15 protein-coding genes are annotated in these 16135 nt (G+C 66.6%); 4 read left to right on the top strand and 11 right to left on the bottom strand.

The features are described from left to right. Positions 1-96: 96 nt before the first annotated feature. Positions 97-756, top strand: coding sequence for a ParA family protein (locus tag J0M27_RS17840; protein WP_294994888.1), 660 nt, complete (start codon positions 97-99; stop codon positions 754-756). Next, positions 756-1118, top strand: a complete 363-nt coding sequence (locus tag J0M27_RS17835; RefSeq protein ID WP_294994886.1) for a hypothetical protein — start codon at positions 756-758, stop codon at positions 1116-1118. Before J0M27_RS17840 ends, J0M27_RS17835 begins: the two co-directional genes overlap by 1 nt. A 73-nt stretch (positions 1119-1191) precedes the next feature. On the opposite strand, the gene J0M27_RS17830 is transcribed toward J0M27_RS17835, so the two are convergent. The 6 genes from J0M27_RS17830 to J0M27_RS17805 all read right to left on the bottom strand — a co-directional run bounded on the left by J0M27_RS17830 (position 1192) and on the right by J0M27_RS17805 (position 11352). Continuing rightward, complete coding sequence (locus J0M27_RS17830; protein ID WP_294994883.1) at positions 1192-4092, bottom strand: PAS domain-containing protein; 2901 nt, start codon at positions 4090-4092, stop codon at positions 1192-1194. Further along, positions 4092-5195: an FIST C-terminal domain-containing protein gene (locus J0M27_RS17825; protein WP_294994880.1), complete on the bottom strand. Its 1104-nt coding sequence runs from the start codon at positions 5193-5195 to the stop codon at positions 4092-4094. The genes J0M27_RS17830 and J0M27_RS17825 overlap by 1 nt, the downstream gene beginning before the upstream one ends. An 87-nt stretch (positions 5196-5282) precedes the next feature. Beyond that, positions 5283-6257 carry a tRNA-dihydrouridine synthase gene (locus tag J0M27_RS17820; protein ID WP_294994877.1) on the bottom strand — a complete coding sequence of 325 codons (975 nt, stop codon included), beginning with the start codon at positions 6255-6257 and terminating at the stop codon, positions 5283-5285. Positions 6258-6369: 112 nt separating this feature from the next. Then, the gene (locus tag J0M27_RS17815) at positions 6370-6654 is read right to left on the bottom strand and encodes a hypothetical protein (RefSeq protein WP_294994874.1); all 285 of its coding nucleotides are present in this window, start codon (positions 6652-6654) and stop codon (positions 6370-6372) included. 4 nt (positions 6655-6658) lie between these two features. Next, positions 6659-8599 (bottom strand): U32 family peptidase, encoded by a 1941-nt coding sequence (locus J0M27_RS17810; RefSeq protein WP_294994871.1) that lies wholly within the window; start codon positions 8597-8599, stop codon positions 6659-6661. Positions 8600-8643: 44 nt separating this feature from the next. Continuing rightward, the gene (locus J0M27_RS17805) at positions 8644-11352 is read right to left on the bottom strand and encodes an ATP-binding protein (protein ID WP_294994868.1); all 2709 of its coding nucleotides are present in this window, start codon (positions 11350-11352) and stop codon (positions 8644-8646) included. Positions 11353-11677: 325 nt separating this feature from the next. Between J0M27_RS17805 and J0M27_RS17800 the strand changes: the two genes are divergently transcribed. Together J0M27_RS17800 and petA are read left to right on the top strand one after the other, a co-directional pair. After that, positions 11678-12217 carry a hypothetical protein gene (locus J0M27_RS17800; RefSeq protein ID WP_294994865.1) on the top strand — a complete coding sequence of 180 codons (540 nt, stop codon included), beginning with the start codon at positions 11678-11680 and terminating at the stop codon, positions 12215-12217. A gap of 362 nt (positions 12218-12579) precedes the next feature. Beyond that, the gene (gene petA, locus J0M27_RS17795) at positions 12580-13116 is read left to right on the top strand and encodes a ubiquinol-cytochrome c reductase iron-sulfur subunit (RefSeq protein ID WP_294994863.1); all 537 of its coding nucleotides are present in this window, start codon (positions 12580-12582) and stop codon (positions 13114-13116) included. A 24-nt stretch (positions 13117-13140) separates the two neighbouring features. On the opposite strand, the gene J0M27_RS17790 is transcribed toward petA, so the two are convergent. From J0M27_RS17790 to J0M27_RS17770, 5 genes are read right to left on the bottom strand one after another with little or no spacing between them, the layout of a single operon-like run. Next, the gene (locus J0M27_RS17790; RefSeq protein WP_294994860.1) at positions 13141-13491 is read right to left on the bottom strand and encodes a hypothetical protein; all 351 of its coding nucleotides are present in this window, start codon (positions 13489-13491) and stop codon (positions 13141-13143) included. Between the two features lie 30 nt (positions 13492-13521). Then, positions 13522-13767 carry a hypothetical protein gene (locus tag J0M27_RS17785; RefSeq protein WP_294994857.1) on the bottom strand — a complete coding sequence of 82 codons (246 nt, stop codon included), beginning with the start codon at positions 13765-13767 and terminating at the stop codon, positions 13522-13524. A 59-nt stretch (positions 13768-13826) separates the two neighbouring features. Next, complete coding sequence (ettA, locus tag J0M27_RS17780) at positions 13827-15491, bottom strand: energy-dependent translational throttle protein EttA (protein WP_294994854.1); 1665 nt, start codon at positions 15489-15491, stop codon at positions 13827-13829. A 22-nt stretch (positions 15492-15513) separates the two neighbouring features. Continuing rightward, a complete protein-coding gene (locus J0M27_RS17775; protein WP_294994852.1) occupies positions 15514-15831 on the bottom strand; it encodes a CcdB family protein in 318 nt (105 codons plus the stop codon). Positions 15832-15845: 14 nt separating this feature from the next. Continuing rightward, positions 15846-16085 (bottom strand): type II toxin-antitoxin system CcdA family antitoxin, encoded by a 240-nt coding sequence (locus tag J0M27_RS17770; RefSeq protein WP_294994850.1) that lies wholly within the window; start codon positions 16083-16085, stop codon positions 15846-15848. Positions 16086-16135: the final 50 nt, after the last annotated feature.

The raw sequence follows: 16135 nt of genomic DNA, 5'->3' as shown, positions 1-16135 counted from the left end.
ATTAACCTAAAATTAGGAACGATCTGCGATCCCCACGGCAACTCGAATTGGGTTTGATGCATTTTCCGAGGGGGAACAGCTTTGCGAGTATTGGCATTGGCATCGCAGAAGGGCGGATCGGGCAAGACGACCCTGTCCGGGCACCTTGCTGTGCAGGCGCAGCGCGCAGGCGCTGGGCCGGTGGTGCTGATCGACATCGATCCGCAAGGTTCGCTGGCCGATTGGTGGAATGAGCGCGAAGATGAGTTTCCCGCATTCGCGCAGACAACGGTTGCACGCCTTGCGACCGATCTTGCGGTGCTGCGACAGCAGGGCTTTCGCCTCGCCGTTATCGATACACCACCAGCCATCACCATGGCTATTCAGTCCGTCATCTCCGTTGCAGAGTTGATTGTGGTGCCGACGCGCCCCAGTCCGCATGATCTGCGTGCTGTAGGTGCGACGGTTGACCTGTGCGAGCGCGCGGGCAAGCCCTTGATCTTCGTGGTGAACGCCGCCACGCCCAAGGCGAAAATTACCTCGGAAGCAGCCGTTGCGCTGTCGCAGCACGGCACGGTCGCTCCGATTACCTTGCATCACCGTACAGATTTTGCCGCCTCCATGATTGATGGCCGTACCGTTATGGAAGTCGATCCCAACGGCCGCAGCGCTGCCGAAGTAACGGCATTGTGGTCCTATATTTCGGACCGACTGGAAAAGAATTTTCGCCGCACGGTTTTTGCCGCGCCAACCAGCGTTTCGGCGGCGTGCCGGTGATGACGGCGGGCGCCGTGATCGGCGCGCTGGCGGCATCGCTGGCCGCCTCGGCGCCGTCGCTGGAAATCCTCGTCGCCCTGCAATTCCTCGCCGGCGGCGCCTGGGCCGCGGTGCTGATGAGCGCGATGACCGCGGCCATCGCCATCGGCCACACCGGCCGCGAAGGCGCCGCCACCGGCGGCCTGTTCGCGCTACTGGCCCTGGCCACGCTGGCGCGCATGGCCGTCGTCGCCGCCCAGCTCAACAAGGATCCGGGCTTCGCCGCGCTGCTGCCCTGGCTGCCGGTGCTCGCCTGGGCCAGCGCGGCTTTGCTGCTGGCGTGGCTGGTGGCGCGGCCGCGCGAGGAGGCGGCATCGCCGTAGTGCCAGCGCCGACTTCAATAGCTTTGTGTTCTGTGCAAACGCTCCGTCTGAATTCCGCTGACGAACTCGCGGTTCAGGCGATGGTTCGGTTGCCGCGCCTTTCCAGCCATCCCAGCAGTGTCTCGTACAGCATTTCCGGGTCGACCGGCTTGGACAGATGGACATTCATCCCGGCATCGAGGCAGGCCTGGCGATCTTCCGCGAAGGCATTCGCCGTCATGCCGAGGATGGGGGTGTCGCGATTCAGGGAATCTGTGCGAATCGCCCGCGTGGAATCGACGCCGTTGAGCACTGGCATCTGCATGTCCATCAGGATCAGCGCGTAAGGGCTTTGGCGGGCCATTTCCAGCGCCTGCTGTCCATCCTCGGCGACTTCGACGACAAAGCCAAGTTCTTCCAGCAAGGCACGCGAAACTTCCACGGTCACCGGTTCGTCATCGGCCAGCAGCACGCGCGTGCCCGCATGCTTGGTTCGCAGGCGCTGTTCGGCGCCGAGGGTCGCGAGAGTCGGCGCTGGCGGCACGGCGCCGGGTTCCGCTTTCCGCAGCGGTATGACGAACCAGAAGCGGCTACCGGCGCCGGGCGTGCTGGCGACGTCTATTTCGCCGCCCATGAGGCCGACCAGGCGCTTGCAGATCGCCAGGCCGAGGCCGGTGCCGCCGTACTTGCGGGTCATGCTGTTGTCGGCCTGCTCGAAGGATCGGAACAGGCGCGTCCGCGCATCGGCTTCGATGCCGATGCCGGTATCGGCGACCTCGAAGCGCACCTGCAGCGCATCGGTTGCTTCTCCGACCGTCCGCAACCGCAGGATCACCTCGCCCCGCTCGGTGAATTTGATGGCGTTGCCGGCCAGATTGAGCAGGATCTGGCCCAGGCGCAGCGCGTCGCCCCTGAGCGGGGTGTGGGCGAGGTCGGGCGGCAGCTCGACCGCGAAGCGCAGGCCTTTTTCGCTCGCCTTGTGGTCCAGCGTGGCGTGCAGGTTCGCCACCACGTCCGCCAGTTGCAGGGGCTGGTCTTCGAGCACGATGCGTTCGGCCTCGATCTTCGAGATATCGAGGATGTCGTTGAGCACCTTGAGCAGGCGCTCCGCGGAGAGCTTGGCCTTGCCTAGCATGTCGCGTCCATCGGCATCGCTCATGCGCCGCCTGGCCAGTTCGAGCATGCCCATCACGCCGGTCATCGGCGTGCGCAATTCGTGGCTCATGTTCGCCAGAAAGACGCTCTTGGCGCGGTTGGCGGCTTCGGCGGCGTCCTTCGCCGCGGCGAGTTCGGCGGTGCGGGTGGCGACGAGTTCTTCCAGGTGTTGGCGGTGGCGATCGAGTTCGACTCGGGCACGCTTGCGTTCGGTGATGTCGCGCGCCACGGCGAGGACCGTGCGCACCCGGCCGTCGACGTCGTAATCCGGCGTCAAACGCCAGTTGAACACGCGATGTCCGGACGGGCCGTCCAGCTCGAATTCGGTTTCATGGGGCCGCCCGGTGAGGAAGGGTTGCCGAACGGCATGTTCCCAGAAGGTGCACATCGGCTCGGGAAAGCCCAGTTCGCGATGCGTCTTGCCGAGGAAGGCGCTGGCGGCAAGTCCGGTGACTTCCTTGACGTTTTCGGACGCGAAAAGATGGCGGTCCTGCGCATCGAAACGCATGACGATGTCGGGCAGGGCGGCAATCAGGGTACGCTGTGCTTCCTCGCTTGCCTTCAGGTCCTGCTCGGCGCGCTTGCGCGCTTCGATATTGAGCGAATAGCCCGCCGCCAGCAGCGGCCGTCCCTGGGCGTCGCGTTGCGCCACCTGGCCCACGGTTTGCAGCCAGCGGTAGCCGCCGGCCTTGTCTTCGAGGCGGTATTCGCAATCGAAGCCGCGCGTATCGGCCGGTTGCAGTGCCTGCCGCATGGTTCCGGTGAAGCGCTCGCGGTCGTCGGGGTGCACGCGCGCCAGCCAGCCTTCCAGGGTATCCGGGGCATCGGCGGCATCCAGTTCCAGGCGGGTCATGTCGTTGCCGTCGTAACCCAGCTTGCCGGTGACAAGGTCCATTTCCCAGATCAGTATCCTGGCCACCTCCATGGCCAGGGCGAGACGGCGTTCTTCCCGTTTCTGTTCGGTGATGTCCTCGTACACCCCGAGCACGCCCATGACTTGGCCTTGCCGGTCATGCAGCGGCACCTTGGAGGTGCGCAGCCAGATAGTGCCGCCGTCCGGCGTGGTCTGCGGCTCTTCGTAGCCCAGCCGCGCCTGGTCATTGGCCATCACCCGCCGGTCATCGGCCTGGTACCGATCGGCCTGGGCGGCCCAGTTCATCTGGTAGTCATCCTTGCCGATCAGGTCGGCCGCGCCCTCCTTGCCGGCATCCCGGGCAAAGGCGGGGTTGCAGCCGAGGTAGCGGGATTCCCGGTCTTTCCAGAACACCCGCAGCGGGGCGGTATCGATGATGGTCTGCAGCAGCTTGCGCGATTCGTCCAGTTCCGCCGTGCGCGCCCGCAGCAGGGCGTGCGCCTTGCCGCCGCGCAGGCTGTTGCTCAGGTTGTTCACCACGGCACGCAACTGTCCGAGAAAGCGGGGGGCGAACTGCGCCGGATCCGCCGATTCCAGCAACAGCAGTCCGTCCATGCCAAGCGGGTAGACGGCGCAAACGACGGAGGTGTCGGTGGCGCCGCTGACGAGTTCCGCATACTCCGGAACTCCCGCCGGGAATACCCGAACCTGCGCGTCCAGGATCAGCCCGCGCAGCAAGGGAGTCAGCGGTCGACGGGCCTGGCGATACTGCCCCTTGGGGATCGCATCCAGCAGATCGAAGGCAGTGTCATCCAGGACCCCCGGCGTTCCCTCACCGTCGCGCCACCAGATCGAAGCGGTAGACAGATTGCGCCGGGAAAGCAGGGTTTTGAGGAAGCGCCGGCCGGTCTGCACCGGGTCCAGCGACTGTCCGAGGTTCAGGGACAGTTCATACAGCAGCAGCAGTTCTTCGGTGGTTTGACTCATCAAGCGCGATGCAGCAGTCCGGCGACGAAGGTCTTGTTGAAGAACTCCAGCTTCTGCCTGCCGTTGGCGGCGATTTCGCCCAGCGCCTGGACGCCCTCCAGCTCGACCTCGGCAATGCCGCCCAGGGCGTCTCGCGCGGCTTCCAGCTCGCGCTTCAAATCGTCTCCCAGCATCAGCACGCGCGAATAACATTCGGAGACGAAGCAGCGCTCGACGTCGGCGGCACCGGCGCAATCCTCGACGGCCTCGCGGGCCGCGGCGATCAGCGAATCCCGGTCGCCGCGGGCCAGGTACATCATGGAGTTCTCGGCGACGTCGGAGAGCACAACCATTTCGTCGGCGTCGGTGATGTACATCGGATCGCGCATGACGTCCTCGCTGCCCTCCCTGGCGATGCACAGGGGGTGGGTCGTACTCAGGTCGGGGAACACGGGCTTGTCGCGCAGCGCCGGATTTTGCAGGCCCACCTGATGGCGAAAGAAGCTGCCGGCCGATTCCCAGTTCAATTCCTGGATGACATTGCCCTTCGATCGCGAGACCACGAAGGGGCCGGCCACGCGCGTCCAGCCGTGCCGCACGCCGAGGGTCAGCCGGCGCGGCATGGCGACCAGCAGGGCAGCGTGGTGATGCAGCCCCGCGCGGGTGAATATCGTCGGCTTCGCGCGCAGGTCGTGATAGCCGGTTCCGGCGCCGATGTGATGCATGCGACTGCCGTACAGGTCATAGACCTGGTCCATCAGTCCCTCGATATTCGGCGCCAGGCAGTCCACCAGCAGAATGGAGCTGGCGAGGCCGTTGCCATTGGATTCGGGCGGGGCTGACTCCCATTCCAGGCTGTCCGTGCCGAGGTGCGCCAGCGCGACCTGGCTGCCGACCGGCAGGGGCAGGGCGACGATGCCTCTGTCGCGCCCGGCGCCGGCCTGGATCAAGCCGGGAAAGATGCCGCCGCACACGTCCAGGCCGTGCCGGTCGCAAGCCGCCAGCAGCGCGGGCAGGTCCTCGCCATGACGATCGGCGACACACAACAGCCAGCGCCTTTCCGCGCCGGACGCGGCCGCCAGTTCGGTCGCGGTCTGGTCAGCGCTTGAATGGTTCAGGTACATGGAATCGACTGGTGCGGCAAGGGTTGTGCGTTGGGGACAGGTTCGAAGCGATCTTACACTTTGGCGGGAAACCTTGGCTGCCGTCGCCTACGCGGCGGAATGCTCCGCGCCGATGATGCCTTCGCCTGCCAGGAGCGCCGCGACTTCCGGCCCACGCTTCGTCGCGCGCAGGGTGCGGAACAGTCGCTCGGCCTGCGGGTAGCGGCGCTGCATCAATCCCAGCCACTGCTTGAGCCGGCCCGGCGATTGCGCGGGCAAGACCTTGCGTTCGACGCGCGCCCAGAAATCGCCAATCATGGCTTCGATCTCGCGCCAGTCGCCATCGTTCGGCTCCGCATCCGCATGGCCGCGGATGCGCCGCGCCAGCAGCGGGTCGGCCACCGCGCCGCGCCCCAGCATGACGTCGTCGCAGCCGCTGGCGGCGCGGATGCGGCGGTAGTCGGCGACGGTCCACACTTCGCCGTTGGCGATCAGCGGCAGCCTGACCACCTCGCCGATGCGCGCGATCCATTCCCAGCGCACCAGCGGTCGATAGCCGTCGGCCCTGGTGCGCGCATGCACCACCAGCTCCTGCACGCCGCCGGCTTCCAGCGCCAGCGCGCAATCGAGCGCGCGGCCGGTGTCCTCGATGCCCAGCCGCATCTTGGCGGTGACCGGAATCGCCGGCGGCACGGCGGCGCGCACCGCGCCGGCGATGCGCTGCAGCAGTTCCGGTTCGTCGAGCAGGGCGGCGCCGCCGCGATTGCGGTTCACCAGCGGCGTCGGGCAGCCGAAATTGAGGTCGATGCCATGCGGCTTGAGAAGTGCCAGGTGGGCCGCGTTGGCGGCCATCCGAGCCGGATCGGACCCCAGCAACTGGATGCGTACCGGCGTGCCGCTGGCGGTGCGCGACCCGGTCTTCAGTTCAGGCGAGAGGCGGGTGAAGCAGGAATGCGGCAGCAGCGTGGTGGTGACGCGGACGAACTCGGTGACGCACCAGTCGTAGCCGCCGGCGGCCGTCAGCACGGCGCGCAGCGCGTCGTCGGCGAGGCCTTCCATCGGGGCGAGGACGATGCGGCTCATGGCGATAGCCGGTTCGCTACCGGGAACGCCCTGCGGCGGGCGCCGACTTCCTGCATCGGCTCACCACAACCGCGATCCGGGCCGGATTCGGGTGGCTCGCGGCATGCGCGGATCAGGCGTGGGGGAGCGCGTCATCGCGCCGGTGCCGCCGCCGATCCAGCCACCATGCCAGCAGCGGCAGCAGCAGGAAGGAGCCGGGCAATATCAGCACGGCAAGATAGGGCGACAGGTGGGCGGCCGCCCTGAGCTGCAGCGCCAGTTCGGTGCGTTCCTCCTGCGTCCATTTCATGCCGTTGCGGGGCTTCATCAGCAGGGGCATGAAGCCCTTGATCCTGACCAATTGGGCCAGCAGCTGGTCGCGTTCGCGCTGCTGCGCGGCAAGCAGGGCCTTGACCATGGTCTCAGTGCGCGACCGGCAGGATGGCTATGCTGCGGCCCTTCTTCATCCTGCCGACGACGTGCATTTCGCACTTCTTGCAGTCGAAGCGCAGGGTCAGCCTTTCCTTGCCATTGACCAGGGTCATCGGCTCCGCGTTGACGCCGGTGACCCAGCCCTTGGCTTCCTTGGGACAAAGGCTGTGGCTGTAGCGCAGGCAGTGCCTGGTGATCATCAGCGAGACCTCGCCCGGCGTGGTGTCGGCTTCATACGCGTCGGCGATCAGTGCCACGCCGTGACGGGCGTAGAAGGCCCGGGCGCGGCCGTTGAGCACGTTGCCGAGGTAGCTCAGTTCGCGTTCGGGGTAAGTCGCCGGCGGTTCGACGGCGGCCGCGCGCGGCAGGCGCGGGCGTGCCGCTTCACGCGCGGCGACCAGCGCATCCACAGCGTCGCGGCGCAGGGCATTGATCGCGGAGGCCGGCAGGAACCAGGCTTCGCCGAGCACCACCTCGACTTCGCCGGCCTTGAAGTCCGTGGCGCCGAACTTGCCCAGGTTCTCACCGAGGCCGACCAGCGCGCGCTGCGGGTTCTTTGCCGCCTCCTTGGCGTGGGCGATGGCGGCACGGCCCTCAATGCCATCCTCGTCGCGCAGGGCGAGGGCGAAGCCGTCGGCGGTCTCCGTCAGTTCCACCGTGACCGCGATGCGGCGTTCGGCGGATTCCTTCTCCAGCAGGCGTTCAAAGGCCTGGTCGCGGTTGCGCAGGATTTCGACCCCGATCTTGAAGCCTTCCGGGTCCTCGGGCATCTCGTTGGGAAACAGGCGCTGCGATCGACCCAGGCGCCGCGCTACGTTGATGCGCAGGCCGGCCAGCTTCCTGCCGCGCGACAGGTAGGAGATGCCGTCACCATTGGCGAACTGTTCCTCGCTGTCGACCTCGAACCAGTCGGGGCCGATGCGTGTCACGGTACCGCTCGCCGTGCCGGAGAAGCTGGGCGTGTCGAAGGCGCCGATGTCGGGCTGGCGGCCATTGACGAAATAATCGGTGGCTCCGCGGTTGAAGGTCTTCTCCGGGCGCGGCGTGAAGGTGAAGCTGCAACGCCCCGACGAGGCGCGTTCGTATTGCTGCGGCGAATCGTCGATGATGCGGTCGAGCAGTTGCCGGTAGTGCGCCGTGGTGTTCTTGACGTAGGCGGCGTCCTTCAGCCGGCCCTCGATCTTGAACGAGCGGATGCCGGCGTCGGCAAGCAGACGCAGGTTGGCGCTCTGGTCGTTGTCCTTCATCGACAGCAGGTGCTTGTCGAAGGCCACGATGCGGCCCTGCTTGTCTTCCAGGTTGTAGGGCAGGCGGCAGGCCTGCGAGCACTCGCCGCGATTGGCGCTGCGCCCGGTGTGGGCGTGGCTGATGTAGCACTGCCCGGAAAAGGCCACGCAGAGCGCGCCGTGGATGAAAAATTCGAGGATGGGCGCCGTGTCACCGGCGCCGTCCGCCTGGATACCGCTTCGATTAACTCTTGAATGGATCGCGCCGATCTCCGCCAGCGAAAGTTCGCGCGCCAGCACCATCTGCGAGAAGCCGACCTCGGCGAGGAACCCGGCCTTTTCCGGGCTGCGGATGTCGCACTGCGTCGAGGCGTGGAGCTGGATCGGCGGCAGGTCGAGTTCCAGCAGGCCCATGTCCTGCACGATCAGCGCATCGACGCCGGCATCAAACATCTGCCAGGCCATGCGCCGCGCCTCCTCCAGTTCTTCGTCGCGCAGTATGGTGTTGAGCGTGACGAAGATCCTTGCGTGGAAACGGTGCGCGCAGGCCGCCAGGCGCTCGATGTCCGCGACGGTGTTGCCGGCGCCGTAGCGCGCGCCGAAGCTCGGCCCGCCGACATACACGGCGTCGGCGCCGTGCCGGATCGCCTCGATGCCGATGTCGGCATTCTTGGCGGGGGCGAGGAGTTCCAGGGTGGAAGGCATGGGGGCAGGATTTTACCGGAGCGCCGCCTGCCGGCTTGCTGCGGTCAGCTGCCGGGCCGCGACAGCCACTTCAACAGGATTCCGTAGAGCACATCGGGCGTGACCGGCTTGCCGATGTGGTCGTCCATGCCGGCGACGATGCAGAGCTTGCGATCCTCGTCGAAGGCGTTCGCGGTCATTGCCAGGATCGGCGTGCTCGCGTAGCCGGCCAGGGTGCGGATCGCCCGCGTGGCCTCTTCGCCGTTCATCAGCGGCATCTGCATGTCCATCAGGATCAGGTCGTAGTGCGTGCGTTGCGCCATGGCCACCGCGGCACGTCCGTCGTCCGCCAGGTCCACGGCGAGTCCGACATACTCCAGCGCGCCGCGGGAAACTTCCTGGTTGATCGGCTCGTCCTCCGCCAGGAGGATGCGCGCCCCGGCATGGCGGGCCCTGAGCAGCTCCTCGTCGGACCGATGCGCAAGAGTCGGCGCCGGCGCCACGGCGCCTGCCGCAGGCCTGCTCAGGGATACGGTGAACCAGAAGGTGCTGCCCCGGCCGGCGCTGCTCTCGACGCCGATCGTGCCGCCCATCATCTCGGCCAGGCGCCTGCTGATCGCGAGCCCGAGCCCGGTTCCGCCATATTTCCGCGTCATCGAACTGTCGGCCTGTTCGAAGGCGGTGAACAGCCTGGCCTGGGCGGCCGCTTCGATGCCGATGCCGGTATCCCTGATCTCGAAGCGAACCTGAACCTGCCCGGGCGTGCCTTCGACCTGCCTGGCGCTCACCGTGATGCTGCCCTGGTCGGTGAACTTTACGGCGTTGGAGGTCAGGTTCAGCAGGATCTGCTCGAGGCGCAGCGGATCGCCTTGGAGGGCTTGCCGTGCCAGGCTCTCGGGCAGGTCGATGTCCAGCCGCAGGCCCTTGTCCGCGGCCTTGGTGCCGATCACGCCGACGAGCCGTTCGAGGACGCGGTCGAGTTGCAGCGGCACGCTCTCCAGCACCATGCGCTCGGCCTCGATCTTGGAGATATCGAGGATGTCGTTCAGCACCGCCAGCAGGTGGTCGGCGGCGTCCTTGGCCTTGTCCAGCTGGGCGATCCCGGTTTCATCCTTCATGCGCCGTCGGGCCAGGGCCAGCATGCCCATGATGCCGTTCATCGGCGTGCGCAACTCGTGGCTCATGTTGGCGAGGAAGGTGCTCTTGGCGCGGTTCGCGGCCTCGGCGGCTTCCTTGGCCACGGAGAGGGCCGCCGTGCGCACATCGACCAGTTGCTGCAGATGCCGCCGGTGCTGCTCGAGCTCCTGGTCCGCGGCCTTGCGGTCGGTGATGTCGCGGGTGAAGCCGACCGTGCCGAGCAAGGCGCCGTTGCGGTCGATCACTGGGGCCTTGAAGGTTTCGAACCACTTGCGGGTGCCGCCGGCGAGGATTTCCTCTTCGACATTCTTCTGCTGTCGTGAATCGAGGATGGCAAGGTCGTCTGCCCGATAGCCTTCGGCCAGGTCGCGCGGCGCGATGTCCAGATCGTTCTTGCCGACAAGCTCATTCACGTCGCGGGCGCCAAACATCCGCGCAAACCCGGCGTTGACGGCAAGGAAGCGGCCCTCGGTGTCCTTGAGCCAGACCGCGAAGGGGAAGTTGTCGAGCAGTGCCCGCTGATACTGGTCGCGCTGCTGGAGCGATTGCAGCAACTGGTTGAAGCCGCCGACCAGCTCGCCGATTTCATCCTGGCTGGTGACCGGCAGGGCTTGCAGCGGCTGATCGCTCGCCGCCAGGGTGCTCAGTGCCCTGCTGGCGCTGAGCATCGGGGCGAAGCGCTGTTGCAGCATCCGGGTGATCAGCCACCAGGTGAGCACCCCGGCGATCAGGCTGAAAACCAGCGTGCTCAGCAGCGCGCGCCGCGTCATGGCCTCGATCGGCGCGAAGGCCTCCTTGGTCGGCAGGGTGGCCACCACGAACCAGCCCGCGGTGGGGATGCCCTTGGCCGCGGAAAGCTCGGGAATTCCGCGCGAGTTGATGGCCACGCCGAAGCCTTCGTGGCCCTGCATGTAACGATCGTGCATGGCGTTGAGGCCCGGCGCCGGCAAGGGCTGCATGATCCGGGACTTGTCCGTGGCGGTGACGAACAGCTTGTGCTGGGGGGCGATTACCAGGTAGCCGCCGCTCGTGCCGTAGCGGCTCTGCGTAACCTTGTCGAGAAAGTTGGGCTTGCCAAGGCTGGTCGCGCCGACTAGGGCGCCCAGCACCTTGCCTTGCTGGTCGCGAATGGCGACGGCGACGGGGAGAGCCGGCGCTTGCAGGTGCTTGCCCAAGACGGGCCTGCCGATCATCGAGCGACCTTCCCTGGTCACGGCGGCGAAGAAGTCCCTGTCGCTGTAATCGGTGCCGGCACGCCCTAGGGACTTCGGTGTCGAGGCAATTGCCACGCCATCGACTCCGATGACGAAGATGCCCGCGTTGAACATGCTCAGGATTGCCGGGCTGCCCTCCAGTCGCTCCTGCAATGCGGCCGCGCTCTCCAGCAGCGACGGGTTCAGCCTGCCCTTCGCATACTGTTCCAGCGCATTGATTCGCATGCTCAACTCGTCATCGATTCCCTTTGCCACCAGCGTCGTCGTCGCGAACTGCTGTTCGCCGAGTTCGCGCTGCATGTCGCCCTGCAGCATCCAGCTGGTGTAGAACGCCAGCGCGGAAATGCTGGCGACCAGGATCCCCAGCGTGAAGAAGGTCACGCGGGCCTTGAGAGATCGCCAATTGAAGAAATCCGGGTTCACGAAAATCGCCACATCCAGGACCGACTTTTCGCTCCCCGGCAGCGGGCCCTGACGGCAAACCGAAGGCGCGCTGCCGCGGCCCGCAATCGGGCGCCGGGCATGACCTTCAAAACCGCATTTCTGTTTGCCAAGCGAACCCCCCCGGTTCAGTGCGGACAGGCAATGTCGCCACGCCATGTTACGCCTAGTCGAGAGCCCGCCACAACTGCATGCCGGCCACGCCGAGCCGCCGATCGCCCGGCCGGCGCCGGATTTCACGCGGTGGTCGCGCCGGCCTGGCGGCCGGCTACCGCGAGACGGCGGCGTCGCCTATCATTGGCGGACCATGTCCACCCGTCCCGATCAATGCGCGCCGACGACTGCCGTGCGCGGCCTGCTGCTTGCCGCCGCACTGACCGCGCTGGCGCCGGGCTGCGCCGAGGCGCCGCTGGCACCGCCGAAGATCGATCGCATCAGCGCCGAACAGCTCGAAGCGCTACTGCCGCAGCCGGTGGCGGCGCTGCCGCTGGAGCAGGTCGTGGCGCTGGCGCGGCAGGGCATTGCGGCGGACGAGATCATTTCCCGCATTGCCGCCTCGGCCTCGCGCTACCGGCTGTCGGCGGGACAGATCCTCGAACTGGCGGCGCAGGGCGTGCCGCGCGAGGTGCTGGACCACATGGTCGCCACCGAACGCCGCCGGGTCTTCGACGACATGGCGACGGAGGCCAACCGGCGCGACGCGGCCTGCCGCGAGCGCATCGAGCAGGAACTGCGCCATTGCCGCAACCAGGCCATCGGCCCCATGATGTTGCCGGGGCCCTATCCCTTTCCCATGATCAACTGCTTCCCGCTGTCGCCCGGTTCGCCATTCTGGCGTTGCCTGTGAGATGGTGCGCTGAACTCCACAACCCGATTGGATTTCCCGTGAGACACATTTTTTCCCTGCTGGCGCCGTCCGCTGCGACCGCGGCGCTGGCGGCACCGCCGTCCGCGAATGCATCGCCGCGCCGAGGATGGTGGCCGAGGCAGGCAGCACCATCCGGTGCGAGGGGGGGGGGGGCGGTGATGGCCGATTCCCATGACAAGCTGCCGCGGCGCACGTTTGCCGCCGTCATGTTCGTCGGCCATGTCGCGGCGGTCGGGCAATAGGGGTGGCGCAAGGCCGGGGCGCGCCGCGAAAGTCGGCGCCCCACCGCGACCTCCTTCGGTCGCCGGCGGCACCGCATCCTGGCCATCGAGGTTCCCGTCGTGAGCGCCGGTCGGGTCGAACGCCGCCGGCTCCACCTCGCCGGCGGACTGTGCGTGCTGGGCGCGGGCTTCGGCGCGGCCTGGCATGTCACGACGCGGCCGCAGCCGCCGGCGGGCAGTCCGCTGCCGGTCGAGGTCGGCGACCTGGCGCCGGGCCGCCTGCGCACGGTGGAATGGAAGGGGCGCTCGGTGTGGCTCCTGCGCCGCGGCGCCGACGAGATCGCCGGGCTATCCGGTTACGAGAGCGAACTGGCGGATCCCGCGTCCCTCCATTCGCTGCAACCGGAGGCGTGCCGCAATCCGCATCGATCGCTGCGCCCGGAGCTCTTTGTCGCGGTCGGCCAATGCACCCACCAGGGCTGTCCGCCGGCCTTGCGCAGCGGGCCCGGTGATCGCAGCGAGTTCCTCTGCCCTTGCCATACCTCGAAGTTCGACCTTGCCGGACGCGTGTTCCGCATGGGGCCGGCGCCCGCCAACCTGGTCGTTCCGGAATACCGCATGGAGGGCACCGACCGCGTCGTCATCGGCGAGAGCTGAGGCGTCGCGGCCTGTCACGATCGCTTAGCCGAGAATGCGGATCTTCAGCCTTTGCAGGATGCCGAGGCCATTCCACCAGGCAATGCCCTCGGCGCGGAAGCGAATCCCTTCCTCGGTCAGTATCAGCTTGCGTGCGCCCATTTCGGTCGGGCCGGAGTCGACAAGGTAGCCTTGTTCCATGAGGTAGCCGGCGATGCCCGGCTGCACTTCGGCGCCATGTATCGTCCAGCGTGCGCCATAACCGTCGGCATCGCCGCCGAGCATAAGGATCGGTACGTAGCGGCCCATCAGCCGCAACACTTCCAGGGTTTCGTGGCGGTTGGGGATTACACCGGGCCCGGCAGTCGGGCCTTGCGCCGCCTTGTCGTCGTCCATGCCTGCGCCGCCGCGGTCCGGATCGAGGAGCTAGCGAGGCCGCCCGGGCCGGCCGGGCAGTAGCCAGACCAGCAGCAGGGGCAGGACGGGAATCGATAGCGCAAGAAGCAGCCAGGCGAGGGTCGAGCGTCCCTTCTTGCGTGCCACCATCACCGTAGGGATGGCCGCCGCCACCGACAGCACCGTGAGAATGATCAGCCAGTACGCCGCCGCTTCCGCGGCAGCGCGGCCGATGCCGAGCTGGCCCAGCAGTGCGATGGTGTTTTCATCGAGCATGGCCTTCTCTCCCGTGGGTTCCCGCGCCACGACCGGAGCAGGCCGCGACGTGGTTCGCGCTAGCGCGTGATCGGCTTGTAGCGGATGCGCTTCGGCTTGGCGCCTTCCTCGCCGAGGCGCTTCTTCTTGTCGTCCTCGTATTCCTGGTAGTTGCCGGCGAAGAAGCTCCATTGCGAATCGCCTTCCGCCGCCAGGATGTGGGTGCAGATGCGGTCGAGGAACCAGCGGTCGTGGCTGATGATCATGGCGCAGCCGGCGAATTCGAGCAGGGCGTCTTCGAGTGCGCGCAGGGTCTCGACGTCGAGGTCGTTGGAGGGTTCGTCGAGCAGCAGCACGTTGCCGCCGTTCATCAGCGTCTTGGCCAGGTGCAGGCGGCCGCGCTCGCCGCCGGAGAGGTTGCCGACGTTCTTCTGCTGGTCGCCGCCCTTGAAGTTGAAGCGGCCGATGTAGGCGCGGCTGCCAATTTCCTGCTTGCCGATGGTGATGATGTCGGCGCCGCCGGCGAGTTCGTCGAACACCGTCTTGCTGCCGTCGAGGCAGTCGCGGCTCTGGTCGACGTAGGAGATCTTCACCGTCGGGCCGACGTCGATGGTTCCCGAGTCGGGCTTGTCCTGGCCGGTGAGCATCTTGAACAGCGTCGACTTGCCGGCGCCGTTGGGGCCGATGATGCCGACGATGGCGCCGGGCGGCACGCTGAACGAGAGCTTGTCGATCAAGAGGCGGTCGCCGAAGCCCTTGCTGACTTCATTGAACTCGAAGACCTTGTCGCCGAGGCGCTCGCCGACCGGGATGAAGAGTTCGTGGGTTTCGTTGCGCTTCTGGTAATCGACTTCCGACATTTCATTGAAGCGCTGCAGGCGGGCCTTGCTCTTGGCCTGGCGTGCCTTGGGGTTGCTGCGCACCCATTCCAGTTCCTGCTTCATCGCCTTCATGTGGGCATCGACCTGCTTGGATTCGGTTTCCAGGCGCGCTTCCTTCTGCTCTAGCCAGGAGGAATAGTTGCCCTTCCAGGGGATGCCGTGGCCGCGATCGAGTTCGAGGATCCACTCGGCGGCGTTGTCGAGGAAGTAACGGTCGTGGGTCACCGCGACCACGGTGCCGGGGAAACGCAGCAGGTACTGCTCCAGCCACTCGACGGATTCGGCATCGAGGTGGTTGGTCGGCTCGTCCAGCAGCAGCATGTCGGGCCTGGAGAGCAGCAGCTTGCACAGCGCCACGCGGCGCTTCTCGCCGCCGGAGAGGTTCTTGATCGGCGCGTCCCAGGCCGGCAGACGCAGCGCGTCGGCGGCGATCTCCAGTTGCGTTTCGCTGTCGGCGCCGGAGGTGGCGATGATCGCCTCCAGCCGCGCCTGTTCCTCGGCCAGCTTGTCGAAATCGGCGTCGGGTTCGGCGTAGGCGGCATACACGGCTTCGAGCTTGGCCTGGGCTTCCATGACCTCGCCCATGCCGGATTCGACTTCCTCGCGCACGGTTTTGGCCGGGTCGAGCTGCGGCTCCTGCGGCAGGTAGCCGATGCGGAGGTTCGGCAGGTGCTGCACCTCGCCCTCGAACTCGGTGTCGGCCTTGGCCATGATGCGCAGCACGGTGGATTTGCCGGAGCCGTTCAAGCCTAAGAGGCCGATCTTGGCGCCGGGGAAGAAGGACAGCGAGATGTCCTTGATGATCTGGCGTTTCGGGGGGACGATCTTGCTCACGCGGAGCATGGACATTACGTATTGGGCCATGGTGCTTTCGGGATGGAGTGGTTCAGAAACCGGTGAAAAGGAAATCCAGCGCGGCGAGGATTTCCTCGCGCTGGGGTGAAAGGTTGGCGACGGATTTTTTGAGCAGGCGGCGCGGCACGGGTGTCAGGTCTTGAGTCAAGGCGATCAGCTTCTTGCCCTCCACGCTAACCTGCGGATTGAGTCGCAGGATGGGCAAGGTTCCGACCGTTTCGGGCCGTGCCAAGGGAATGACCACGCTTCCTGGCAGGCTGCCGAGCAGGCTGCTTTGCACGTCGAGTACATAGGGGATAAGGGTGGACGTGGTTCGATCCGGGTTGCGATAGACGTCGAGGTGGGCCATTGGAGCCTCGGCGCTCAGTCTTCGCGCATGAACGTGCGGTAGCGGTCGGAGAACAGACCGTGCTTCTCAACATGGCGGTTGTAGGCCTCGATCGCGGCCTTGTTCTGCTCCAGCCACTCCGCTTCGCGCTGCTTTTTCAACTCGGCGGCTAGCGCAGTTTCCAGCGTCTGCGACAGGTTGATCTTGCGCGCGCGGGCCTCTTCCAGCAGGTCGGCGCGCACGGTCAGGTTGGCGGCTTTCTTGGCGGTGCTCATGGCGGTTCTCCGCATATTTGGTGCGCGCAGCTTACGCGCATGCCTAATGC

Origin of the sequence: Sulfuritalea sp., assembly GCF_017302275.1 — a bacterium.
Lineage (GTDB): Bacteria > Pseudomonadota > Gammaproteobacteria > Burkholderiales > Rhodocyclaceae > Sulfuritalea.
This window is presented reverse-complemented; position numbering and strand designations above follow the sequence as displayed.